Annotated in this window: 24 protein-coding genes; 7 read left to right on the top strand and 17 right to left on the bottom strand. The window is 59.0% G+C overall.

From position 1 onward, the window contains the following. Positions 1 to 86: 86 nt before the first annotated feature. Complete coding sequence (gene xylF / locus ASD54_RS02755; RefSeq protein WP_062553036.1) at positions 87 to 1127, bottom strand: D-xylose ABC transporter substrate-binding protein; 1041 nt, start codon at positions 1125 to 1127, stop codon at positions 87 to 89. 274 nt (positions 1128 to 1401) lie between these two features. Here xylF and ASD54_RS02750 point away from each other — a divergent pair, with 274 nt between their 5' ends. Continuing rightward, the gene (locus ASD54_RS02750; protein WP_062553257.1) at positions 1402 to 2565 is read left to right on the top strand and encodes an ROK family protein; all 1164 of its coding nucleotides are present in this window, start codon (positions 1402 to 1404) and stop codon (positions 2563 to 2565) included. Between the two features lie 6 nt (positions 2566 to 2571). Here ASD54_RS02750 and ASD54_RS27395 read toward each other — a convergent pair whose 3' ends face one another. The 3 genes from ASD54_RS27395 to ASD54_RS02740 are packed head-to-tail and all read right to left on the bottom strand — an operon-like array spanning position 2572 to position 3938. Further along, positions 2572 to 2697: a hypothetical protein gene (locus tag ASD54_RS27395; RefSeq protein WP_280139161.1), complete on the bottom strand. Its 126-nt coding sequence runs from the start codon at positions 2695 to 2697 to the stop codon at positions 2572 to 2574. Between the two features lie 48 nt (positions 2698 to 2745). Then, on the bottom strand, positions 2746 to 3000 hold the full coding sequence (locus ASD54_RS02745; RefSeq protein WP_062553256.1) for an exodeoxyribonuclease VII small subunit: 255 nt from the start codon (positions 2998 to 3000) through the stop codon (positions 2746 to 2748). Positions 3001 to 3002: 2 nt separating this feature from the next. Next, positions 3003 to 3938 (bottom strand): histone deacetylase family protein, encoded by a 936-nt coding sequence (locus tag ASD54_RS02740; protein WP_062553035.1) that lies wholly within the window; start codon positions 3936 to 3938, stop codon positions 3003 to 3005. A gap of 177 nt (positions 3939 to 4115) precedes the next feature. Between ASD54_RS02740 and ASD54_RS02735 the strand changes: the two genes are divergently transcribed. Beyond that, positions 4116 to 4517, top strand: coding sequence for a thioesterase family protein (locus ASD54_RS02735; protein WP_062553034.1), 402 nt, complete (start codon positions 4116 to 4118; stop codon positions 4515 to 4517). On the opposite strand, the gene ASD54_RS02730 is transcribed toward ASD54_RS02735, so the two are convergent. Genes ASD54_RS02730 through ASD54_RS02720 form a run of 3 tightly spaced genes read right to left on the bottom strand, consistent with a single transcriptional unit; the run spans position 4518 to position 6413 of the window. Further along, complete coding sequence (locus ASD54_RS02730) at positions 4518 to 5081, bottom strand: biotin transporter BioY (RefSeq protein WP_062553033.1); 564 nt, start codon at positions 5079 to 5081, stop codon at positions 4518 to 4520. A 40-nt stretch (positions 5082 to 5121) separates the two neighbouring features. Further along, on the bottom strand, positions 5122 to 5739 hold the full coding sequence (locus ASD54_RS02725; RefSeq protein ID WP_156379028.1) for an energy-coupling factor transporter transmembrane protein EcfT: 618 nt from the start codon (positions 5737 to 5739) through the stop codon (positions 5122 to 5124). After that, positions 5733 to 6413: an ABC transporter ATP-binding protein gene (locus ASD54_RS02720; protein ID WP_062553032.1), complete on the bottom strand. Its 681-nt coding sequence runs from the start codon at positions 6411 to 6413 to the stop codon at positions 5733 to 5735. The genes ASD54_RS02725 and ASD54_RS02720 overlap by 7 nt, the downstream gene beginning before the upstream one ends. A 130-nt stretch (positions 6414 to 6543) precedes the next feature. Here ASD54_RS02720 and ASD54_RS02715 point away from each other — a divergent pair, with 130 nt between their 5' ends. Together ASD54_RS02715 and ASD54_RS02710 are read left to right on the top strand one after the other, a co-directional pair. Next, positions 6544 to 7737, top strand: a complete 1194-nt coding sequence (locus ASD54_RS02715) for a winged helix-turn-helix domain-containing protein (protein ID WP_062553031.1) — start codon at positions 6544 to 6546, stop codon at positions 7735 to 7737. A 61-nt stretch (positions 7738 to 7798) separates the two neighbouring features. Further along, positions 7799 to 8164, top strand: coding sequence for a GNAT family N-acetyltransferase (locus tag ASD54_RS02710; protein WP_062553254.1), 366 nt, complete (start codon positions 7799 to 7801; stop codon positions 8162 to 8164). Positions 8165 to 8177: 13 nt separating this feature from the next. On the opposite strand, the gene aroC is transcribed toward ASD54_RS02710, so the two are convergent. Together aroC and ASD54_RS02700 are read right to left on the bottom strand one after the other, a co-directional pair. Beyond that, a complete protein-coding gene (aroC, locus tag ASD54_RS02705) occupies positions 8178 to 9278 on the bottom strand; it encodes a chorismate synthase (protein ID WP_062553030.1) in 1101 nt (366 codons plus the stop codon). Positions 9279 to 9404: 126 nt separating this feature from the next. Then, positions 9405 to 12575, bottom strand: coding sequence for an EAL domain-containing protein (locus tag ASD54_RS02700; RefSeq protein ID WP_062553253.1), 3171 nt, complete (start codon positions 12573 to 12575; stop codon positions 9405 to 9407). Between the two features lie 303 nt (positions 12576 to 12878). On the opposite strand from ASD54_RS02700, the gene ASD54_RS02695 reads away from it, so the two are divergent. Continuing rightward, positions 12879 to 13139: a DUF1344 domain-containing protein gene (locus tag ASD54_RS02695; RefSeq protein WP_062553252.1), complete on the top strand. Its 261-nt coding sequence runs from the start codon at positions 12879 to 12881 to the stop codon at positions 13137 to 13139. Between the two features lie 19 nt (positions 13140 to 13158). Here the strand turns inward: ASD54_RS02695 and ASD54_RS02690 are convergent, their stop codons facing one another. From ASD54_RS02690 to ASD54_RS02675, 4 genes are all read right to left on the bottom strand, one after another. After that, positions 13159 to 13755, bottom strand: a complete 597-nt coding sequence (locus ASD54_RS02690; protein WP_062553029.1) for a histidine phosphatase family protein — start codon at positions 13753 to 13755, stop codon at positions 13159 to 13161. A gap of 34 nt (positions 13756 to 13789) precedes the next feature. After that, positions 13790 to 14608 carry an enoyl-ACP reductase FabI gene (fabI, locus tag ASD54_RS02685; RefSeq protein WP_062553028.1) on the bottom strand — a complete coding sequence of 273 codons (819 nt, stop codon included), beginning with the start codon at positions 14606 to 14608 and terminating at the stop codon, positions 13790 to 13792. Between the two features lie 194 nt (positions 14609 to 14802). Further along, complete coding sequence (locus ASD54_RS02680) at positions 14803 to 16038, bottom strand: DnaJ C-terminal domain-containing protein (protein ID WP_062553251.1); 1236 nt, start codon at positions 16036 to 16038, stop codon at positions 14803 to 14805. Positions 16039 to 16254: 216 nt separating this feature from the next. After that, on the bottom strand, positions 16255 to 16725 hold the full coding sequence (locus tag ASD54_RS02675; protein ID WP_244484636.1) for an RT0821/Lpp0805 family surface protein: 471 nt from the start codon (positions 16723 to 16725) through the stop codon (positions 16255 to 16257). Between the two features lie 50 nt (positions 16726 to 16775). On the opposite strand from ASD54_RS02675, the gene pdxH reads away from it, so the two are divergent. Continuing rightward, positions 16776 to 17390, top strand: a complete 615-nt coding sequence (pdxH, locus tag ASD54_RS02670; protein WP_062553027.1) for a pyridoxamine 5'-phosphate oxidase — start codon at positions 16776 to 16778, stop codon at positions 17388 to 17390. Positions 17391 to 17411: 21 nt separating this feature from the next. Here pdxH and ASD54_RS02665 read toward each other — a convergent pair whose 3' ends face one another. Continuing rightward, the gene (locus ASD54_RS02665; protein WP_062553026.1) at positions 17412 to 18470 is read right to left on the bottom strand and encodes a polysaccharide deacetylase family protein; all 1059 of its coding nucleotides are present in this window, start codon (positions 18468 to 18470) and stop codon (positions 17412 to 17414) included. 105 nt (positions 18471 to 18575) lie between these two features. After that, positions 18576 to 19340 (bottom strand): sulfite exporter TauE/SafE family protein, encoded by a 765-nt coding sequence (locus tag ASD54_RS02660; protein ID WP_062553025.1) that lies wholly within the window; start codon positions 19338 to 19340, stop codon positions 18576 to 18578. Positions 19341 to 19466: 126 nt separating this feature from the next. On the opposite strand from ASD54_RS02660, the gene ASD54_RS02655 reads away from it, so the two are divergent. Then, positions 19467 to 19778 (top strand): pyrophosphatase, encoded by a 312-nt coding sequence (locus tag ASD54_RS02655; RefSeq protein ID WP_062553024.1) that lies wholly within the window; start codon positions 19467 to 19469, stop codon positions 19776 to 19778. Between the two features lie 12 nt (positions 19779 to 19790). Here ASD54_RS02655 and ASD54_RS02650 read toward each other — a convergent pair whose 3' ends face one another. Beyond that, positions 19791 to 20486, bottom strand: a complete 696-nt coding sequence (locus tag ASD54_RS02650; RefSeq protein WP_062553023.1) for an HAD family phosphatase — start codon at positions 20484 to 20486, stop codon at positions 19791 to 19793. Between the two features lie 33 nt (positions 20487 to 20519). Then, a complete protein-coding gene (locus tag ASD54_RS02645; RefSeq protein ID WP_062553022.1) occupies positions 20520 to 20948 on the bottom strand; it encodes a VOC family protein in 429 nt (142 codons plus the stop codon).

Raw genomic sequence — 20948 nt, 5'->3', positions numbered from 1 at the left:
CCTCCGCGAGCGAAGGACGCCGCAGGTGTGCTGCGACGTCCCTTGCGGAACTTTTGTTGCCGATGATCGACTTCTAAAGTCCGAGCTTAGCTGCAGACCTTGACGGAACCAGCCTTTACACCCTGGCAAAGCTCCTTCTTGGAGATCCAGCCAGCATCGAGAACAATGTTCAGGTTGTCCTTGGTAATGGCGATCGGCGTCAGGAATACGGAGTTCATTTCAACGCCCTTGGCGCCGCCCTTGAACTTCTGTGTGCCCGGAAGCGCTTCCATCTTGGTGCCCTTGGCAAGTGCCACGGCCACTTCGCCAGCCTTCTTGCCCAGTTCGCGGCTGTCCTTCCAGACAGAAACGGTCTGGGTGCCAAGCGCGATACGGTTCAGAGCGGCCTTGTCGCCATCCTGACCGGAGACCGGAACGGAACCGGCAAGACCCTGCGCTTCGAGAGCGGCCACAACGCCACCGGCCATACCGTCGTTCGAGGAAACGACTGCATCGACCTTGTTGTTGTTCTTGGTCAGGAACTGCTCCATGTTCTTCTGGGCAATTTCCGGCTTCCAGCCATCCGTATAGGCTTCGCCGACATTCTTCACCTTGCCGGAAGCGATGGCGTCCTTCAGCACTTCCTGCTGACCAGAGAAGACGAAATCAGCGTTCGGGTCGGTGGAGCCACCCTTGATGAACACGTAATTGCCCTGCGGCTTGACCTTGAAGACTTCCTTGGCCTGAAGGCGACCGACTTCCTTGTTGTCGAAGGTGATGTAGTAGGTCTTCGGGTTTTCGATCAGGCGGTCGTAGCCGATGACCGGAATGCCTTCGTTGGTTGCCTTTTCAATGGCCGGGCCGATAGCGGACGAATCCTGCGCCAGAACGATGAGGGCGTTGGCGCCCTGCGAGATCAGGCTTTCGATGTCGGTCAGCTGCTTGGCAGCAGATGTCTGGGCGTCAGCAGAAATATACTTCGCGCCAGCGGCTTCGAGCGCCTTCTTGATGGCCGCTTCGTCGGTCTTCCAACGCTCTTCCTGGAAGTTGGACCAGGATACGCCAACGACGAGATCCTTGGCAAAAGCCGGTGCGTGAACAGCGGTGATGACAGCAGCAGCGGCCATCAGCTTCAGAACTGATTTCATTAAAACCTCCCGAGTGAATACGAGGCAGCCTCGGACCTCGGTCCGCTCCTCCCCCGCCCAAATACCGTCGACAACCTCCGCTCCCATGCTGGAAATTGTTTTTCTCGACAGTCGAGAAAATATCTGGCAGATGATTGTCAGGGTGTCAACAGCCCTTTCGAGTGGTGATAGTTGTGAAATCATGTGGGTGAAATCTTCGCCGACCGGAGACGAGGTTCAGGGACTACGCTTTTCTACGGCAAAGCCCGGCACCGAGCTTCTGCGCCGCCAGAACATGCTGGCCGTGCTGGGCGTGTTGCGGCTAAAGGGCGCGCTTTCCCATACGGAGCTTTCGGAACTGACAGGCCTTGCCTCTGCCACGGTCACGGCGGTCACGGTCGATCTGGAAAAGGCAGGCGCCATCGAGCGGCAGGAGCAGAGCGCGCCCAGCGGGCGAGGGCGGCCGCGCGTCTTGTTCGAGCGGGCTGCCGGGTTTGCCTATGCGGTTTCGGTGCAGATCTCTTCGGATGCGCTGCACTACGCGCTTTCTGATTACCGCGGCAAGCTGATTGACCGGTTCAGCACGGTCCGGGATGTCAACGTTGCGAAGGCGGGTCCGCTTCTGCAGGATATGGCCGCATCGCTCGCCAGGCTTCTGGGGCGTTCCAAGCTTCCGCCGGAGGCTTTCAGCCAGCTCTCCTTGAGCAGCAAGGGCATCGTGGAGCCGGAGGTTGGCAGGCTTGTCTGGTCGCCGGTTCTCGGACGCGAAGAGGTGGATTTTTCAGTGCTGGCCGATGCCTATCCCAATTGCCACCTGTCGCTCAGCAATGAAACTTTGCTGGTGGTTCAAGCCCTGGCACGGCGCCAATCATCGAGATCGGAAATGCCACCAAACGGGCTTGTTGCCCTGTCGCTCGGCCACAGCATCGGCCTCGGCATTGCGCGCATGGAGGCAGGCGAAATCATGACGACCGCCCCCAATTTCGGACACATGCTGAATGCTTCCGACAACCGGCTCTGTCGGTGCGGCGCCTATGGCTGTATCGAGGCATCAGCCGGTTTCTACGGCATCCTGCGCTTAGCGTTCCAGGTGCCGCCGAACACTATACCCGCCAAGTTCGTTCCGCTTGTGGAAATGGAAAAGATTGCCCAGTCGGCGCGTCAGGGCAACCGCATGGCGCAATATGCCTTCCGTCAGGCGGGTCTTGCGCTGGGGCAGGGGTTGTCGCGCGTGCTGAGCCTTGCAGGTGACATGCCGGTTGCGATCACCGGACCGGGCAACCGCTTCTACGATCTCCTGACGGGCGGTATCGAGGAAGGGTTGTCGCAATCGCTGCATGTGAGGCTGAACGGTCAGCCCGCCATATCGCTGGTGCAGGACGAACAGACATTGGTGTTCGAAGGTCATGTCGACCGAGCCCTGAACGCCATCGATCATCGTGTCACGCAAATGCGGTGACGCCGATCAATTCGTCTCGCCGGGCGTGAAGCCGATCATGTAGATCGCGGCCAATATGAGGGCCACGACGAAAATGGTAACAACGAAGCTGATCATGCCCTTGCGGGCGCGGGGTCCGGTATCTCTTGCCATGGCCCGGAAACGGCGGGAGCCCCGTTCAGGTTCCCAACCGGTCTGCGATTATTCGCCGTCGAGAGGCTCTGCTCCCTGCGGCTTGCCAGCCCGGTCGAGACGGATTTTCTCGATACGGTTTTCCGCTGCATTGAGAAGCGTTTCGCAATGTTTCTTGAGCGCTTCGCCCCGCTCGTAGATGGCGATGGATTCGTCCAGCGCCACATCGCCCCGCTCAAGCCGTGTCACGATACCTTCCAGCTCGGCCACCGCCTTTTCGAAGCTCAGGCTGCCCACATCCTGGTTTGCTGCACTGTCGCTCATCATCAACCCTTCATCAGTCTGCAAATGTGAAGTCCGGCGGATTCCGCCAGTCCTTCAAGATCATAGCCCCCTTCGAGAAGGCTTACGAGGCGGTTGCCCGCATAGCGTCCGGCAATTTCCATCAAACGCCCGGTCGCCCAGTCGAAATCATCGCCAACCAGATTGATCTGCGCCAGCGGATCGCGGTGATGTGCGTCGAAGCCTGCCGAGATCAGCAGGAAATCCGGACGAAAGTTGTGAAGCGCGGGCAGAACGCGGGTGGAGAATGCTTCGCGAAAATGATCGCCCGCCGCATGCGGCTCGAGCGGCGCATTGATAATGTTGTTGTGCGCACCCGTTTCGCCAAGCTCGCCGGTCCACGGGTAGAGCGGCATCTGGTGCGTGGAACAGAACAGCACGTTCGGATCGTCCCAGAAAATATCCTGCGTTCCATTGCCGTGATGCACATCCCAGTCGACAATGGCGACGCGCTCGACACCATAGGTCTTCTGCGCATGGCGGGCCGCAATCGCCACATTGTTGAACAGGCAAAAGCCCATGGCCTTCGACTTTTCGGCATGATGGCCCGGGGGGCGGGAGGCCACGAACACATTGTCCGCCTTGCCGTTGAACACATCATCCACGGCGGCAATGGCCCCGCCAATGCCGGTCAGCGCCGCCTGCAGGCTCTTCTGGCTGACATGCGTATCCGCTTCGATCTGGCGGATGCGGTTTTCCTCTTCGGGAATTTCACGCATGACGGAGAACAGGTGCTCTTCCGGATGCGCCAGCAGAACGGCATCCTCATTGGCCTGGGGTGCCTGCACACGCTCCAGACGCTCGAAGTTCGGGTGCTCCAGCGCCAGCGCCAGCGAGCGCAGCCGGTCGGCGCGTTCGGGGTGGCCCTCAGGCGTATTGTGTTCGAGGAAAATCTTGTTTTCGTACAGGCGGGTCGTCATGCACTCGGCCTCCTGCCGCTTCAACCAAAAAGGCGGGCGTCACCGAAATGGCTTATAAGTGATGAGATTTCAAGACGTCGAAACCCGCCACCCACCGCTTCCTGCTTGTGAGGGGCGCGTCTGTCCTCTTTAATGTCTGGAACGGGTGGAAGACCGGGAGACCGGTTGAGGGGCAGAATGACGGCGAAACAGATCAATAATCGGCATGTGTTCGAAGTGCCGTTTCGAGATGTCGGCATGCGCGGCGAAATGTTCAGCGCGGCCTATATCATTCATGCGGAAGAGGCGCTCGCGCGCTTCTGGGACCAGCGTGAACCGCTGGACACCGATCCGGCCTTCTATGTCTCGAAGGTCAGCTGCAATCTTCTGCGAGCCGTGCGCTTTGGCGATCGGATCGAAACCACCGTGCGGGTCAGCAAGATCGGCGGGCGCTCCGCCGGCTTTTCCATCCTCATGCACCGGGGTGCGGAACAGGTGGCGGAGGCCGAAATCATCTGGAGCGCCTGCGACCGGCAAAGCGGCGCCCCAGCACCGCTTCCCGAAGACCTGCGTGACTGGCTGTATCGCTTCCTGGATTGATCAGGCGCGCTGTGGAAGCAGCGGATAGCCGACCATGACGGCGCGTGCGGCAAGCGATGCGATCACAGCCTTCAGGATGTCGCCGGGCAGGAAGACGACCGAGCCGGTGACGACCTTGTCGAAAGGCGTGCCGGTAATGAAGCTCAGCCAGGGCATGCCGATGGCATAGACGACGACAATGCCGCCCACGACGCCCGCAATCAGGAAACCCGCCATCTGGCGCAGCGCGGGCTGGCTTTCACTGACGAGTCGCTGAGCGAGAAGGCCAGTGACGAAGGTGCCGACAATCCAGCCGAAGATGTAGCCTGCTGTCGGTCCCATGAGAACGGCAAGACCGCCGCGACCGCCGGACAGGACCGGCAGGCCGACCGCCACCAGCACGACCAGCAGAACATAGGCCAGTGCGCCGCGTGTGGCGCCAATGATGCAGCCTGCCAGCATGACGCCCATGGATTGCGCGGTGATCGGCACCGGCAGAAACGCCAGCGGAACCGGCGGAATCAGGCCCAGAACAACGATGATGGCGGTAAACAGCGCCGCAAGCACGAGATCTCTGGTTGACATGAAAACTCCTGTCGAGGCTGAGCGCCTCTTTTAAAAAAGATCAATGGCGGCTTTTCTGGCCTCGAATGCCGCGTGCGTCAATCGCGTCGGCAATGCTATCCGCATCCTTGAGGGTTGAAATGATCAGCGGACCGAGCAGGCGATGCAGCTTCACCGGAATACCGCGTGCCTTGTGCGCATCCTTCAAGGCCCCGTAGCGCGCATGAATCTCAGGAACGAAGCGCAGGACAAGGCCAAGCGCCAGACCCAGATCCGCCGCTCTGATGAGGCCAAGCCTTTCCAGCGGCATGGCGGCTCGCGTCAGTGTATCGATGAACGCAGAGAGGGATGTGCTTGCCGTCACGGCACTGGCAAAAAACAGGATGGCAGGCAGGCGTAGGAGAATGACCAGACCGTCGCGCGGCGACAGGAGCACCATGTTGACAAGTGCAAGAAAGGCAATCGTCAGGAGCACCGGCTTCGTTCTCTGCCAGAGCATCCTCTCCGTCATGCCGATACTGCGCGAAACCATAAGCGAAGCGACAAGCGCGGCTGCAAGCAGCGGCAGGTTGCTGATGAGCGTGAGCACGAGGCTGAGCACCAGCAGCGCGAAAAGCTTCCAGCCGGTTCCCATCCGGTGAAGCCAGCTTTCCCCCTCGATGTGGAGGCTGTTCAGCATCCGACCAGCTCGCAATAGAAACGGATCGCTTCGTGACCCCAGCCATCGAAAACGATCCGACCTTCGTGAAACACCAGCACTCGCTCGAAGCCTGCGACCAGATCCAGATCATGGCTCACCACAATGGCCTGTTCGGCCAAGTCGCCAATCGTGTCCTTGACGATGGCCCGGTTGCGCAGGTCCAGTTGATTGGTCGGCTCGTCGAACAGTAGCAGATCCGGCTCCGTCACCGTCACCGCCGCCAGTGCCGCCAGTTGCAACTGGCCGCCGGACAATTCATGCGGACGCCGCCTTGCAAGATCTTCAATCCCGAACCGCTGGAGCACTGCGCCAACACGCCGGCTCACCTCCGGTCCCTTGACGCCTCGGCTCTTCAGGCCAAGCGCCACGTCATCCTCAATCACTGGAAGAATGATCTGGTGTCCCGGGTTCTGGAAAATGAAGCCAATACGTCCGCGCAAGGCATCACCGTCCTCGGCCCAATCCAGACCATCGATGAGAATCTTGCCGCGCGTGGATTTGGCAAGTCCGGCAATCAGCCGGGCAAAACTGGTCTTGCCGGAACCGTTCAGGCCAATCACGCCGATCCGGTGTTCAGTCAATTCGAGAGAAAGCGGATGAAGCGCCACCCGTTCTCCAAAGCTCAAACCCGCGTTTTCAAGTTGAATGCGCAACCGTGAAGGCCTCTGTCCGTTTCCGCAGTCTCTATAACGCTCCGCTTCGATCAGGGGAATGCCTGTCTGAATACGGAAAAATCGACGCGCCGCATTGAACAAAACAAGAACAAGCGCTAGCGTGAGAATTATGACGATTCTGATTGAAAACGAGCGTGCACGGCGAATGTTTCTGGAGCGGCAAGGCCTTGCCGCCGCGCCAAATCGCGCGCTTGGTTTGCAGGGGCTGCAGCGGCTGATCGAGGATCTCGGCTTTGTTCAGGTCGATAGCGTCCAGACCGTGGAGCGCGCCCATCACCAGATCCTGTTCTCCCGCAACCAGACCTATCGGAGGGAGGATCTCGTCCGGCTGCTGGAGAAAGAGAGAAGCCTGTTTGAACACTGGACGCATGATGCCTCGGTCATTCCGTCCGCCTTCTTTCCCTATTGGAAGCATCGCTTTGTCCGCCGCGAGGCAAAGATCATGGAAAACTGGGCCAAGTGGCAGGGGGAGGGGTTCGACCGCGCTTTCGAGGCAACCTATCAGCGCATCCGCACGCTGGGGGCCACCATGTCGCGTGATGTGAAAGCGGAGGATCACAAAGGCGGCGGCTGGTGGAACTGGCATCCCTCGAAGACTGCGCTCGAATTTCTATGGCATACCGGCAAGCTCGCCATCGCGCGGCGGGAAAACTTTCAGAAAGTCTATGATCTGGCGGAGCGGGTCATTCCGCCGCATCACTATGAGCCGGAGGTAAGCCACGATGAATTCGTCGACTGGGCCTGTCGCTCGGCGCTTTCCCGGCTTGGTTTTGCGACGCATGGAGAAATCGCTGCCTTCTGGGCGCTGGTGTCCCCGCAGGAGGCGAAAACCTGGGTGGATAGCCACCGAGAGGAATTGCAACTGGTCTCCATTGCCTGTGTCGATGGCACGTCACGTCCTTCCTTTGCGCTGAAGGAGCAACTGCCCGCAATTCTGGAACCCCCTGTGCCGCCGCAGCGGATCCGCGTCCTGTCACCGTTCGATCCACTGCTGCGGGATCGCAACCGCGCCGAACGCCTGTTCGGCTTCTTCTATCGCATCGAGATTTTCGTGCCCGAACCCAAGCGGCAATATGGCTATTACGTTTTCCCGCTGCTGGAAGGGGACCGGATGATTGGGCGCATCGATATGAAGGCCGACCGCAAGACAAGCGTTCTTGGCATCAAGCGGCTGTGGCTGGAGCCGGGCGTCAAGCCATCCACCGGGCGGTTGGAGCGCCTGAACGCAGAGCTTCTGCGGCTTGCGCGCTTCACCGGTGTGGAAGGGGTGAACTATGCCGATGGCTGGCTGGCCGGTGCCTGAAGGAGTGAATGAATTGAGTGGTTACGCTGTTGTTTCAAACTTTCCCGAACTTGGCGATTACATGCGTCTGCGAACCATATCGGGATTGACGCCATTTTCGGAAGAGGCCTCCCGCAAAGGGCTGAAGGGCACGGTTTTCGGCGTTTCGATCTATTTGGGCGATGATGTTGTCGGCATGGGCCGCATCATCGGCGATGGCGGGTGTTTCTTCCAGATTACGGATATCGCCGTGGACCCTACACACCAGGGCAAGGGTCTCGGCAAGAAGATCATGGGCGCGCTGACCGATTATATCCGTCAGAATCTTCCGGCCACAGCCTATGTGAGCCTGATTGCAGATGTACCCGCAAATCGTCTTTACGAACAGTTCGGCTTCAAGGAAACGGCTCCTCGGTCCGTCGGCATGGCTATGATCGTCGGGCGGTAAACCGCAGCGTGGTTCAGGCGCGCACCTTTCCCACCTGGCCACGGTCGCGCAAATAGTGATCGGCGATGGCGCAGGCGACCATGGCTTCACCAATCGGCGCAGCGCGAATGCCAACGCAGGGGTCATGACGACCCTTGGTGCGTACATCCACATTGTTGCCGTCCGCATCGATCGACTGGCGCTCGGTGAGGATCGAGGAGGTGGGCTTCACGGCGAAGCGGGCGACGATGGGCTGACCCGTGGAAATGCCGCCCAGAATGCCGCCTGCATGGTTGGAGAGAAACAGCGGCTTGCCGTCATTGCCCATGCGCATTTCGTCGGCATTTTCTTCGCCGCTCAGTTCCGCGGATGCGAAACCTTCACCGATTTCCACGCCCTTCACCGCATTGATCGACATCAGCAGCGAGGCAATATCCTGGTCCAGCTTGGAATAGATTGGCGCACCGAGACCGGCGGGCACATTTTCCGCCACGACTTCTATGACCGCGCCGATGGACGAGCCGGACTTGCGAATGCCATCCAGATACTCCTCCCAGACAGGCACCATGGCTGCATCCGGGCAGAAGAAGGGGTTCTGGTCGACCTGCGCCCAATCCCAGTTGTTGCGGTTGATCTTGTGTTTGCCGATCTGGGTCAGGACACCCCGAATGGTCACACCGGGAATGACCTTGCGCGCCAGCGCTCCGGCGGCCACGCGTGCTGCTGTTTCGCGGGCCGAAGACCGTCCGCCACCGCGATAGTCGCGAATTCCATATTTCAGGTCATAGGCAAAGTCGGCATGGCCGGGACGGTAACTGCGCGCGATGTCGCCGTAATCCTTGGAACGCTGGTCGGTGTTCTCGATCAGCATCGAGATCGGCGTGCCCGTCGTGGTCATCGTCACACCATCGTCGGAGAGCATCACACCCGACAGAACCTTGACGATATCGTCCTCGCGGCGCTGCGTCACGAAGCGGGATTGACCCGGCTTGCGCTTGTCGAGGAACACCTGAAGGTCTTCATGGGTGAAGGTGATGCCGGGAGGGCAGCCATCCACCACACAGCCAAGCGCAGGACCATGGCTTTCACCCCAGGTTGTAACGCGGAAGAGATGACCAAATGTGTTGTGCGACATGAGACCCGACCATTCGGCGGCGAAGAGCCGCTCCCTTTGAAATCGGGTTTGTCATAGTGGAAAAGACTGGCACGAGGAAAGCCCTTTTATCGGGCAATCCGTTCGCCGGTCCTGCACCCGTCTGGATCAGCTTGCCTGTCGGAAGCCTGCCATCGCCATGGTGCTGAAGTTTTCATAGGGAAGGGGACGCGAAAAGGCGTAGCCCTGCAACAGGTCGCAGCCCATGTCCCTCAGCACCTTGGCATGCTGCATTGTCTCCACGCCTTCAGCCACGGTCTCGACCCCAAGCGATTTGGCGATGTCGATGATCGCGCGAACGAGCGTCAGCTCCTGACGGGACTCCAGGATCGGCATCACAAGTTGGCGGTCGATCTTCAAGCGCTTCGGTCTGAGCTTCAGCAAGCTGACAATCGAGGTATGCCCCGTCCCGAAATCATCGATCTCGATGTCGATCCCAAGGGCCTTGATGCGATCCAGATTGGCGGTCACGCCATCTTCGCTTTCGTCCAGGAAGATCGACTCGATGAGTTCGAAGGAAATGCGTCCGGGCGTGATCTGGAGCGTTTTCAGCGTTTCGATGAGACCCTCGTCCTTAAGACGCTTCGAAGAAACGTTGACCGATACCTTCGGCACGTCGATTCCCGCCGCCGCCCACCGCATCTGGTCCTTGAGAACAGTTTCGAGAACGATCTGGTCGAGTGTCGCAGTGACGTTCAGGTCTTCCGCGATGCCGAGGAATGCATCCGGCGCCAGAATGCCGCGATGCGGATGACGCCACCGTACGAGTGCTTCCACGCCGGTCAGCTTCATGCTGTTCGCGCAGAATTGCGGCTGGTACCAGGTCACGAACTGCTGCTCTTCGATAGCGGTCAGAAGCTCGTCGGCGGTTCGTTTCTGGGTAATGATTTCAGACTGCAGGTTCTGCGTGAAGAACTCGTAGCGGTTTCTGCCGAGATTTTTCGCCCTGTAGAGTGCGATATCCGCATTGACCAGCATCTTGCGTCCATCGATGCGCGTTCCACTGGCCTGTGCAATGCCGATGGAAACGCCGCAGCGACAGGAAAAGCCCTCGAAATCAAGTGGCTGGCGGATTTCCGTGATGATTCGGTTCGAAAGCTCGGCCACGGCGTCGGCGTCGCTTTCCCCCTGTATGAGGATAACGAATTCGTCGCCGCCGATCCGCGCAACCACGTCCTTGCCGCTGACGTTGCGCGTCAGGATCTGCGCCGCATAGACCAGCATGGCGTCGCCCGCCGCATGGCCCAGCGTATCATTGATCTGCTTGAAACGGTCGAGGTCAAGATGCAGGATCGAGACCTGCATGCGTTGAGCACGGCTTTGCTGGGTCAGCGCATCGAGTTCGATGTCGAGCTTCCGGCGATTGGCAAGACCGGTCAGTGGATCATGCAGAGCATTGTGCTCGATCCGATGTTTTGCCAGTTCCAGTTCGACGTTCTTCGCTTCGGCTTCCCGCTTTGCGGCCTGCAACTGCTGGGTCATCAGCATGTCGCCGGTCACGTCGAAGGCAATCCCGACGAGTTTGGTGGACCCATCGCGCATCGGATGCATCTTCCCGATGGATCGAACATACCGGATGCTTCCATCCGGTTGGGGAACGCGCACCGTCAGCGGTTTGGCGGAAAGATCATTGGGACCCTCCCTGACAAGACCACGCGCCATGAATCGGTCTTCTGGATGGATCATGCTGATCCAGGTTCCATGGTCGACGGTGCGCCCAGCCTCCGGAATGCCGTAGAGCTGACACATGCGCTCATCCCATATTTCCGCTCCGCCATGGGGTATGGATTCCCAGATACCGCAATTGTAGGAAGCGAGCGCCAAATTCAGGCGTGTCGAAAGCTCTTCCAGTTCCTGCTCGCGGTTCGAAAGCTCATCGAGCGCCAGCTCAAGCTCGGCATTCTTGATGTCGCTGTCGGCCTTGGCTTCCAGCAGCGTCTTGTTGACCATCATGTCGGACGTAACATCCCAGACGATGCCCGTGGTGTGGGTCGTCAGGTCGCTCTTGCGATAGCTTGCGCCCGCCGATCGCAGATAACGGATCTCGCCCTGAGCAGTGCGGATGCGGTAGATATTCGTGCAAGGTTCCGAAGAACAGATCGCCGTGAAGAAATGGGCCTCTGCCGCGGCAAGATCGTCCGGCACGATCAGATCCAGCCATTCCTCAAGCCTGTTGGCCTCCATATCGGGAGTCTTACCGTGCAGGGTGGCTGCCCGCTCGTCCCAGATCAGGTGGTTGTCTGCCTTCACTTCCCAGATGCCGATGTTCGACGTTTCCATGGCGAGGTTGAAACGCTGCGATAGCTCCAGAAGATTGGCCTCGCGTGCCTTCAGCATCTGGATATTGCGGTTGCGCTCGCCGATCAGGAAGGCTGCGATGATGATGGGAACGATGACTGCCAAGCCTGTCAGCGTCAGGAAGATGCGGAAAGGAACCAGATCTTCGGGCGCAGCGTCCCAGCCCGCCTGCGGGATCGCGCGGATATGCCACTGGCCCGTTCCGAACAGGTCCAACTGGCCCGACAGTGCAAGTATGTCTGCAGCATGCGGTTTCCCCGTAATAGGCGATGTTCCATTCAGTCCGCGATGCTCGATGGAAACATGAAGCGAGTGGGTGCTTTCAGTGTGCTGCAGGGAAACGCTGGAGGATGGGGCGTCGAGGCCCACGTCCGACAGAAATGCATTGCGGTCGATCAGCAGAACCAGTGATCCCCATGATTGCTCATCTGCGCCCGGCACAGGCACCGCAAGGTTGAGAACATCCTGGTCCGGATCCGGCAGGAGGATTGGCTCCTGCGTCGGGGAAAGCCCGCTCAACTGTCGATCCAGAATCTTCAGGTGCAGGTTCTGCTGGTCCGGGCGCGGCTGATTGCTCGACAGATCGATGGTGCCGTCGCGCGTCAGGATGTGGCTGAGCTTGTTGTCCGGCGCAACCGCGATGGCACGAATGTGACGGTTCATCTGCAGAGCGGATCGCGCCTCGTCATCCAGTTGTACAGGAGAAAAACGCGATTTATACCGCAAGACATTCGCCAGGTTATCGGCGATCATCAGATCCCGGCGCAAATGTCCGTCGATTTTCTGGACGAGGTCGGCGAGAGAATGTTCAGCAGACTCGCGCAATTCGGCCTGATGCCGCGATGTACGCTCAAGATCAATGACGAGTCCGAGCGCTATGATCCCGATGACCATGACAAAAGCCATGGCAAGCGGCGTACGCCGTGTCAGATATTGGGGGCTCTCCCGCTTGAAAATATTGAGTGAAGAGAGAAACCGCACCAGCCATGTCATCCTGTTTTACAACCATCGGGATCAAAGCTAAGGGGCGCGAGTTAATTTTCTGCTTTAGATGAACAGCATTAACTGGCCTGTGATTTCTTGTTTTCCTCTGTGGTAAACTGTCGGAACATCATCGACATTTGGTCTAAAGCATCATCTCGCCACCTGACGCAGCGGTTCGTGTTTCCCGATCTGTGGAGGAAGCCGGAAATCGTCATCATCGGGGGCGAATTTCGCCACAATCTGCCAGCAAATTATGTGTCGAAACAAGACACTCGATCCGACAATGAAAGCAGTATCTCCATGCGTCTCCTGATTGCGGCTCTCCTCGCCACCGCCAGCATCCTGTCGCCCTTGGCCAGTTCCGCTCAAAGCGTGGATGTCGAAGCCACGATCAAGGCGGTTGATACGAAAAAGCTTTCCATTACGCTTGATGACGGCAAGACCTACAAGGTACCGGAAGAGTTCAACTTCGACGGGTTGAAGTCGGGTGTGAAGGTCGTGGTCTTCTACACGGTGGTCGACGGAAACCGGATGATCGACGACTTGCAGGTCAGGCAGTAACGGCCTGGCCGCATTGCGTTCAGTTTGCGTGCCACTGCGCCTTGCCCGCGTCGCGGTCTATAACCAGCACCTTGTCTTGCGGAATGTCGCATTTTGCGGCTTCCATCTCATCCCATCCCCCGACAAGCTTCAGGATGGAGCGAACCACGCCGCCATGGGCAACACAGACTGTGGGCTGCGTTACCGTTTGCAGCCAGGCACCAACGCGCCATGACAGGATTTCATAGCTTTCCGCGTCAGTGCCCGGTGGGATGAAGGACCATTTCTGTCGGGAGCGTGCCTTCAGACGGTCCGGCGCCACGGCACGAACCTCATCCAGCGTATGGCCCTCCCAGTCTCCGAAGGAAAGCTCCACCAATCGCTCATCGGTGCGATAGGCCATGGGGTCGAGGCCCATTTCCGTTCGCGCCAATTGCATGGTTTCGCGGGTGCGGCCAAGCGGGGAGGACACGTAGTCGAAATGCGGCGCCTCGGGACCCAGAAGGCCGCGCAGGGTGCGCCCGTTCAGGCGGGCCTGAGCCCGCCCTGTATCATTCAGGCCAATATCCTTTTGGCCTTGCAATCGCCCTTCGGCATTCCAGTCGGTCTGACCATGGCGGATCATGTAGATCAGCAAAGCACGTGCTCCGTCTGTTGCCGGAAAAGACAACTCAATCCTTGACGACCGATATATCCGGTGCGTCCACAGCCTTCATGCCGATGACATGATAGCCGCTGTCGGCATGGTGAACTTCGCCCGTGACCGAACGCGACAGATCCGAAAGCATATAGAGGCCGACATCGCCCACTTCCTCGATCGTCACGGTCCGGCGCAGAGGTGCGTTGTACTCGTTCCACTTCAGGATATAGCGGAAATCGCCGATGCCCGAGGCTGCAAGTGTCTTGATCGGACCTGCCGAAATGGCATTGACGCGGATGTTCTTCGGTCCGAGGTCGACTGCCAGATACTTCACGCTCGCCTCGAGAGCTGCCTTGGCAACGCCCATGACGTTGTAGTTCGGCATGACCTTTTCAGCGCCGTAATAGGTGAGCGTCAACATCGAGCCGCCATCGGTCATCAGCTTTTCAGCGCGACGCGCGACCGACGTGAACGAATAGACGGAGATCTGCATCGTCTTGGCGAAGTTTTCCGGCGTCGTATCGACGTAGCGACCCGTCAACTCGTCCTTGTCGGAAAATCCGATTGCGTGGACGATGAAGTCGATCTTGCCCCAGACCTTCTCGATATGATCAAAAACGGCATCGATGGTCGATTCGTCAGAGACATCACAGTGGCCCGCCAGGATCGCGCCGATTTCGTCGGCCAGCGGCTCGACGCGCTTCTTCAGCGCATCGCCCTGATAGGTGAGTGCGATTTCGCCGCCCTGCGCATGAATGGCCTTTGCGATACCCCAGGCGATGGAACGATTGTTCGCAACACCCATGATAACGCCACGTTTGCCTGCCATGAGGCCGGTTGCCTGAGCCATACGGTATCCCCTAAGCTAATTTGGAGTTTGCCTATGGCATAGGCCGCCCGCGGGTTCAAGCACAAGGCAGATCATCTCCTGTAAGCTTCCGTAACACGGCGTGCATTCAGGCATGCTGGGCAAATAGGGCTGCGATTTCGCGGCGATGACGGGCCTTTGTCGCCGGATGTGCCGTGGATAACGTCATATCTCCGTTACACAAATAATCCGTAGCGCATGTGCCGCATGAGATCGATGACCTTGTCATCGGGCTTCTCCCAGAGAAGCACGCGGAACTCCACCACCAGATCACCGCGGCTGCCGTCTTCCTTCTGTAGCCCCAGTCCTTCCAGCCTTGCGGTCTGGTCGGAGCCGGTCCAGGCCGGAATGGATACGGGAACAATGCCGCCTGGGGTCTCGACCTCGGCCTCTCCACCTAGCACAGCGTCTTCAAGCTTGATGGGAAGAACGGTATGGAGGTCGAATTCCTCGAGGCGGAAACGATTGTCTTTACGAACTTGAAGCGTGACAACGAGATCGCCCCGCTGCATGTTCGGCAACCGCAGGCCCTGGCCCTTGAGGCGCAGCACATGCCCGTCGCTCATGCCGGGCTCCAGCGCAAACCGCACCTCGCGCTCGTCGGAGAGGGTTACCTGCGATGGCTTCAGTTCAAGCAGGTCCTCAAGCGAGACGCTCGCCGTCACTGTGAGATCGGGCGCTTTTTCCGGCGGTGGTACTTCGCCGCGGATACGACGAACGAGCGTCGAAATGAGTTCGATGGCCTGAAGCGGCAGAGGGGTCGCGGGCTTCGGAGCTTCCGGCTTTTCATCCGGCTCGGCTTTGCTGGCCTGATCTTGCGAAGGGTCGGAAGCCCGGGCCCCGGAAGAGGCCTGTGCCTGCTGCTGGGCATTGGGCTTGGGTCCAGACGACTGCTGACCCGCCGACTGCTGACCCGGATGCTGGCTGCCTTGCGCAGTGGATTGCTGCTGGGCGCGATAGGAACCGCCGCCGCCGGCTGCCGCGCGCTGGGCGCCGCTGCCGAAAATGCGTTCGACCATGTCTTCGGCCGGCTCGGATGCAGCACCTGCCTGGTTCTGGGCCTGTTGCTGCGCTTGTGCCTGTGCACGCTGGGCATTGGCGCGGGCAAGCTCTTCCATCACCGCTTCGGCGCGCGCGCGGGCCGCCTTGGCCCGTTCCTCCGCCTGCCGTGCGGCTTCGCGCTGTTGCATGATCGTCTGTTGAGTGTCAAAGCTCTGGTCGAAGCGGCGCCGGCGCTCGGGATCCTTCAAGAGATCATAGGCCTGACCGACCTCCGTAAAGCGCTTGGCCGCGGTCGGGTCGTCCTGATTATGATCGGGGTGCAGCGACTTCGCCTTGGATCGCCATGCTGCCTTGATCTCGTCGGCTCCTGCGTCTCTCTTGACGCCGAGAAGGGAATAAGGGTCACGCATCTTTCGCCACCGGTTCGCTGCAAAGGCTCGCGCCAGGCGCGAGCATTCCTCCATTCAACTCACGTTTTGCCCTTTGGGTTCCGTTCGGCCAGAAGAGTAATCCGCGATGTTGAGCACGACGATAGAGGCTGAGTTTCTAAAGATGCTTTTAAGAGAAAAGTGAAAACCGCATTAAGCTTAACCCAAGGTAAGCGTCTGGCGCTGTTGGCGGATTGTTCAGTTCGTCTGCGGAGCGAACGAGGTCATGGTCCATTCCGTGCCGACTAGGCACGCATTGCCGCGCATGCGCGCAATTCCTTCATAGGAATGGCGGGTCGTCAGAAACTGGCGGCACACCTGGCTGTTGAGATTGACCTCGTGAATTTCGGAAACGACACCGGCGCTTCCCGTCGATGTGTTCGCCCAGGGCAGGGGCGAGGAGCCGAGCTTGACCAGATCCGCAGAGGAAACGGCGTTCAGCACCGTTTTTTCATCCGACACTGATTCGGTGGTCCGGGTAGGTACAGTGGCCGTAGAAAGGGTTCGATCCACCTTCGGCGTGGATCCGAAAAGATCCATGGCACCCGTAGTGCAACCAGCCAAAGCGCATGCCATAACAACGAGAATTGCAGTCTGGACCGAACGCAACGAAGTGCCGGGGGTGCGGTTGATTGTCTTGTGCGTCACTGCCACCTTGCGTCCAATCACGGAAAGATTCTAGGGCTGCATTCGATCAGATCGGGAGCATTTTAGTCAATATGTCGCAAGAACGGTTAACAAGCGGTGACTTCACCCAGGAGAGCGAGCCCTTTGAGCTTTTTGCCAAGTGGTTGAAGGATGCCGAGGCCTCGGAGATCAATGATCCGAACGCCACTGCACTGGGCACTGTCGATCAGGATGGTCTGCCAAATGTTCGCATGGTCCTCCTGAAAGGTCTGGATGAGCGAGGTTTCGTTTTCTACACGAACTTTGAAAGCCAGAAGGGACAGGAAATTCTGGGTCAGAAAAAGGCGGCCATGTGCTTTCACTGGAAATCGCTGCGCCGCCAGGTGCGCGTCCGCGGTCCGGTAACAGTCGTTTCCGATGAAGAAGCGGATGCCTATTATGCCTCTCGCGCACGTGGCAGTCGCATCGGTGCCTGGGCGTCGAAGCAGTCACGGCCGCTGGAGGGCCGCTTCGCGCTGGAGAAGGCCGTTGCGGAATATACGGCCAAGTTCGCAATCGGCGAGATACCGCGCCCACCCTACTGGTCGGGCTTCCGTATAGAGCCGACCTCTATCGAATTCTGGCATGATCGCCAGTTCCGGCTGCATGATCGCGTGGAGTTCCGGCGAGCGGGCGAGGGCTGGGAAAAGGTCCGCATGTATCCCTGACACCTGTCTCTCTGAGACGTGTCACGCCGCGCGCGAGATTGCGAAGGGGATGCCGGAAGCAAGGGCCGCGACGTAACGCGGCTCCTGATAGAAGCCATTGAGCGAAATGCGTGGCAACCCCGTCAGCCTCTCAAGGCTGTCGGGGCCCAGCGTGCCGGGCTGGGTGGTGACTGCGACTGAAAAACCGAGTTCGCGGGCGAGACGCTGGTCTCGCTCCGAAACGGCTGATTTCGTACCATAAGGATAGGCAATGGTGGTGGGCCGCGTGCCAGTCACCTCTTCCAGCCAATCGGCGGAGCGCCGCATCTCGTGGCCTGCAACGTCCGGCGAAAGCCGCATCAGGGCGCGATGGCTGACCGTATGCGCGCCGAGCGAGGCAAGCGGGTGCCGGGCAAGCGCGCACAACTGCGCCCGGTCCATCGTGAGGGCCTCCGTGATCGCCAAAGGCTCGATCCCGTAGCCTCGTGCTGCGTCATCGAGACGCTTTACCGCCTGGGCCTCGCAATCCTTCTGCATGAAACGGGCGAAGCGGTCGAAGGCATCGAGCTTGCTCTTTGGGCAGGACAGCCTGATCTCTTCCTCGCCATCACCGAAATCGAAGCGGATCCGGCTTTCCTGGTTGATCAGCGCCGCCACCGTTTCCCACCAGATCGTATGCGTGCGATCCGCGAAACCTTCGTTGATGAAGATCGTGAACGGTGCGCCATGGCGTTCGAAGACGGGCAGGGCGTGATCGGCATTGTTGCTATAGCCATCATCCAGCGTAAAGCAGGCGAAGGGCCTCTCACTCGGGTTTGCAAGGCGGGCCGGAACCTTTGAAAGCGGGATGAAATCGTAGCTTTCTTCCTTCAGTCGGCTCAGCGCCTGATCCAGAAATTCTGGCGTGATTTCCAGATGGGCATTGGGTTCTACGATGCGCGGTGCATGAGGCCGCACATGATGCAGCGTAAAGATGGCGCCATGCCCACGCGCAGTGCGCAGGACACCAAGGTTAGCCAGCACGTAAGCCGCTTCCAGGCCGCCGGCAATCATTGCGCGCTTGACGCTACGGCGCCAAATGGCCTGTAACAATACGCTCATCTGATTGTTGATCCGGTTCTCGCCTTTGTCGTGGACACGCTAGCGCGTCAACCGTTAAGCACTTCTAAAAATCACCGTCTGAAACTGAAACGAATTGCGCGGTTTCTACCGGAGGATGCTGTCGAGAACCGGCAGGCTGATCACTCCCGCTGCACCGATCAATGCCAGGCAGATGCGGCGGAACGTTTTCTCGTCCGCCAGACCGAACAGTCGCGATCCAAGCAGAATACCAAGCCCGTAGCCTGGGCCTGCAACGCAGGAGACCAGCACGACGTCCAGTGTCAGCAGTCCTGCGCTGACATAGGAGACCGTGGTGATGATGGTTGAAAGGGCAAAATAGGCCACGAGATTTGCCCGAACCCGTGCGGCGGGAATGGCACCGCCCAGCCAATAGGCCACAACCGGTGGACCTGAGAGTTGTGCGACGCCACCGAAAAGACCGGCGATCAATCCGGTGCCAATGCTCAAGCCTGTTTTCGGTTTGCCCTGGTAGCGCCATCCGCTGATCAGGAAGGCAAGCAGGCCAAGCACGATGGCCGCAATGCACCAGCGCAGGAAGAGGGACGGCGCATAGGCCAGCAGCACGGTTCCCGTGGGAACGCCCACCAGTGCACCGATGGCCACCATGCCCACCTCCCGACGGTTGGCGCGACGAATGGCATCCGGCAGCATGCCGACGGTCATCACGGCATCGACGATCAGAAGAACCGGCGCCGCCACCTGTGGCGAGGCCAGCGCACTTGCCAGCGGCACGAAGATCAGGCCGCCGCCAAAGCCCGAAAAGCCACGCGCCGTTCCTGCTACGAGCGCGACGAAACTGAGAAGAAGAATCTGCTGTAGAGGGTGATTGATAAGAAAATTATCTAGCATCAGACCGCATCACGATAAAAATGATGCGCAATGAGCCCGGTTTCCGAAGTCTTTGTCAATCAAAGAAAATTAACTTGCAGAATCGAAATGTTGCCAACATGTTCTTGTGAACGGAAAGGGAACGATATGTTGGATGATTTAGCCGCCCGGTTTGAGCGTGCTTCCGCCGCCTATGCTGAGGCCAATGGTCTTCATCGGGATGATGATTGGTTCATGCTGAAACTGCATGAGGAGGTTGGAGAACTCACGCAGGCTTATAACAGGGCAACCGGACGCGGACGAGCAAAAGGGCGCACGCCTGAAGAGATCCGACTTGATCTGGCGGATGAAGCAGCAGATGTGATTGGCCATGTTTTCCTGCTGGTGCACCGTCACGGACTTGATCTGTCAGCAGCCATAGAGCGCAAGTGGCGCTTCAAGCCACAAAAGCCCGCATGAAGAAAAGCAGCGCTAAGCCGTCCGTGCAGTCTGGCGCGCCGGATGCTGATCGAAGAACGCACAGCAATGCACAAGGCTTTCCGCCACCTGCGTGCAGATCGCACGGATATCATCGGTCGGCTGCAGAAGATCAGGCACCATGACAGCCATCATCCCGGCGCTGGCCGCGCTTCGGATGCCATTGTAGGAATCCTCAAGCGCCAGGCAGTCGGCAGGATCGACCCCGATGCGCGCGGCAGCCGCCAGATAGGGTTCGGGATGCGGCTTCCCACGCGGATAGTCGCCCTGTGCGATGACATGATGGAAGCGATCCAGAATACCCAGCGTCCCCAGATGATGTTCGACCTGGAAATGCGCCGACGAGGTACAAACGGCGCGCGGAAGTTCAAGCGCGTCAAGTACATCCAGAAGCTCGCTCACGCCTGCCTTCAGGCGCAGTTCGGTTTCCGTCAGGAGGTCGAAATGGGCAAGCCAGACCTGACGGAAGGCATCGGCATCGAAGTCCGTGCCGTAATGCTCACGTAGCAGATCGGCGATACTGATCCACGGCCGCCCCAGCATGCCTTCGTAGATCGAGGGACCAATCGGCAGGTCGTGATGGGCCGCAGCCGAAATGATCGACTGGCGATACAGCACTTCGGTATCGAGCAGCAGGCCGTCCATATCAAAGATGACGGCTTTCGGAGGGCGGGGGAGGGATAGATGCATAAGATCAACTTTGCCTGGTCGCGTGTGTCTGGTTCAGGGCGAGATCGGCCTTGTTCCTGATTCTTCGAACAGGCGAAGCAGATAGCCATCGGGATCGGCAACGATGAATTGCTTCTGTCCAAGCTCTTGATCGTTACGGCGATACCACTTTTCTTCCGGGGCCAGATACAACGGATAGTGCAATTTGGCCAGACGATTTAGGATCGGCTGAATTGAGCTGACCCGGATCTGCAGGTTCATGCCGCGTCCGAGAGGCCGTTCGAGCGGCGCGCCTTCATTTCCAAAAGTCCGACCCAGACCGATCTGGTCGATCATCAGTTGCGCTGTGCCGAGTGTCAGAAAGCTGAAACCTTCCTCTGCTCGTTCATAGAGAACATCAAAGCCTATGAGCTCAACGTAGAAGTCGCGGCTGACGGACCAGTCGAAAACCGCCAGTTCAGGCACCAGCGCGTTTTCGTTCAT

It is taken from the genome of Rhizobium sp. Root149, from assembly GCF_001427345.1.
In the GTDB taxonomy this organism is placed as follows: domain Bacteria; phylum Pseudomonadota; class Alphaproteobacteria; order Rhizobiales; family Rhizobiaceae; genus Neorhizobium; species Neorhizobium rhizoryzae.
Note: the sequence above shows the minus strand (reverse complement) of the source record. Positions and strands in the feature narration are given on the sequence as shown.

Bases quoted from the DNA above. Each gene is read 5' to 3' on its own strand.
- xylF (WP_062553036.1), bottom strand. From the start codon at position 1,127: ATGAAATCAGTTCTGAAGCTGATGGCCGCTGCTGCTGTCATCACCGCT.
- ASD54_RS02750 (WP_062553257.1), top strand. From the start codon at position 1,402: ATGCTGGCCGTGCTGGGCGTGTTGCGGCTAAAGGGCGCGCTTTCCCAT.
- ASD54_RS27395 (WP_280139161.1), bottom strand. From the start codon at position 2,697: ATGGCAAGAGATACCGGACCCCGCGCCCGCAAGGGCATGATCAGCTTC.
- ASD54_RS02745 (WP_062553256.1), bottom strand. From the start codon at position 3,000: ATGAGCGACAGTGCAGCAAACCAGGATGTGGGCAGCCTGAGCTTCGAA.
- ASD54_RS02740 (WP_062553035.1), bottom strand. From the start codon at position 3,938: ATGACGACCCGCCTGTACGAAAACAAGATTTTCCTCGAACACAATACG.
- ASD54_RS02735 (WP_062553034.1), top strand. From the start codon at position 4,116: ATGACGGCGAAACAGATCAATAATCGGCATGTGTTCGAAGTGCCGTTT.
- ASD54_RS02730 (WP_062553033.1), bottom strand. From the start codon at position 5,081: ATGTCAACCAGAGATCTCGTGCTTGCGGCGCTGTTTACCGCCATCATC.
- ASD54_RS02725 (WP_156379028.1), bottom strand. From the start codon at position 5,739: ATGCTGAACAGCCTCCACATCGAGGGGGAAAGCTGGCTTCACCGGATG.
- ASD54_RS02715 (WP_062553031.1), top strand. From the start codon at position 6,544: ATGACGATTCTGATTGAAAACGAGCGTGCACGGCGAATGTTTCTGGAG.
- ASD54_RS02710 (WP_062553254.1), top strand. From the start codon at position 7,799: ATGCGTCTGCGAACCATATCGGGATTGACGCCATTTTCGGAAGAGGCC.
- aroC (WP_062553030.1), bottom strand. From the start codon at position 9,278: ATGTCGCACAACACATTTGGTCATCTCTTCCGCGTTACAACCTGGGGT.
- ASD54_RS02695 (WP_062553252.1), top strand. From the start codon at position 12,879: ATGCGTCTCCTGATTGCGGCTCTCCTCGCCACCGCCAGCATCCTGTCG.
- fabI (WP_062553028.1), bottom strand. From the start codon at position 14,608: ATGGCTCAGGCAACCGGCCTCATGGCAGGCAAACGTGGCGTTATCATG.
- ASD54_RS02680 (WP_062553251.1), bottom strand. From the start codon at position 16,038: ATGCGTGACCCTTATTCCCTTCTCGGCGTCAAGAGAGACGCAGGAGCC.
- pdxH (WP_062553027.1), top strand. From the start codon at position 16,776: ATGTCGCAAGAACGGTTAACAAGCGGTGACTTCACCCAGGAGAGCGAG.
- ASD54_RS02665 (WP_062553026.1), bottom strand. From the start codon at position 18,470: ATGAGCGTATTGTTACAGGCCATTTGGCGCCGTAGCGTCAAGCGCGCA.
- ASD54_RS02660 (WP_062553025.1), bottom strand. From the start codon at position 19,340: ATGCTAGATAATTTTCTTATCAATCACCCTCTACAGCAGATTCTTCTT.
- ASD54_RS02655 (WP_062553024.1), top strand. From the start codon at position 19,467: ATGTTGGATGATTTAGCCGCCCGGTTTGAGCGTGCTTCCGCCGCCTAT.
- ASD54_RS02650 (WP_062553023.1), bottom strand. From the start codon at position 20,486: ATGCATCTATCCCTCCCCCGCCCTCCGAAAGCCGTCATCTTTGATATG.
- ASD54_RS02645 (WP_062553022.1), bottom strand. From the start codon at position 20,948: ATGAACGAAAACGCGCTGGTGCCTGAACTGGCGGTTTTCGACTGGTCC.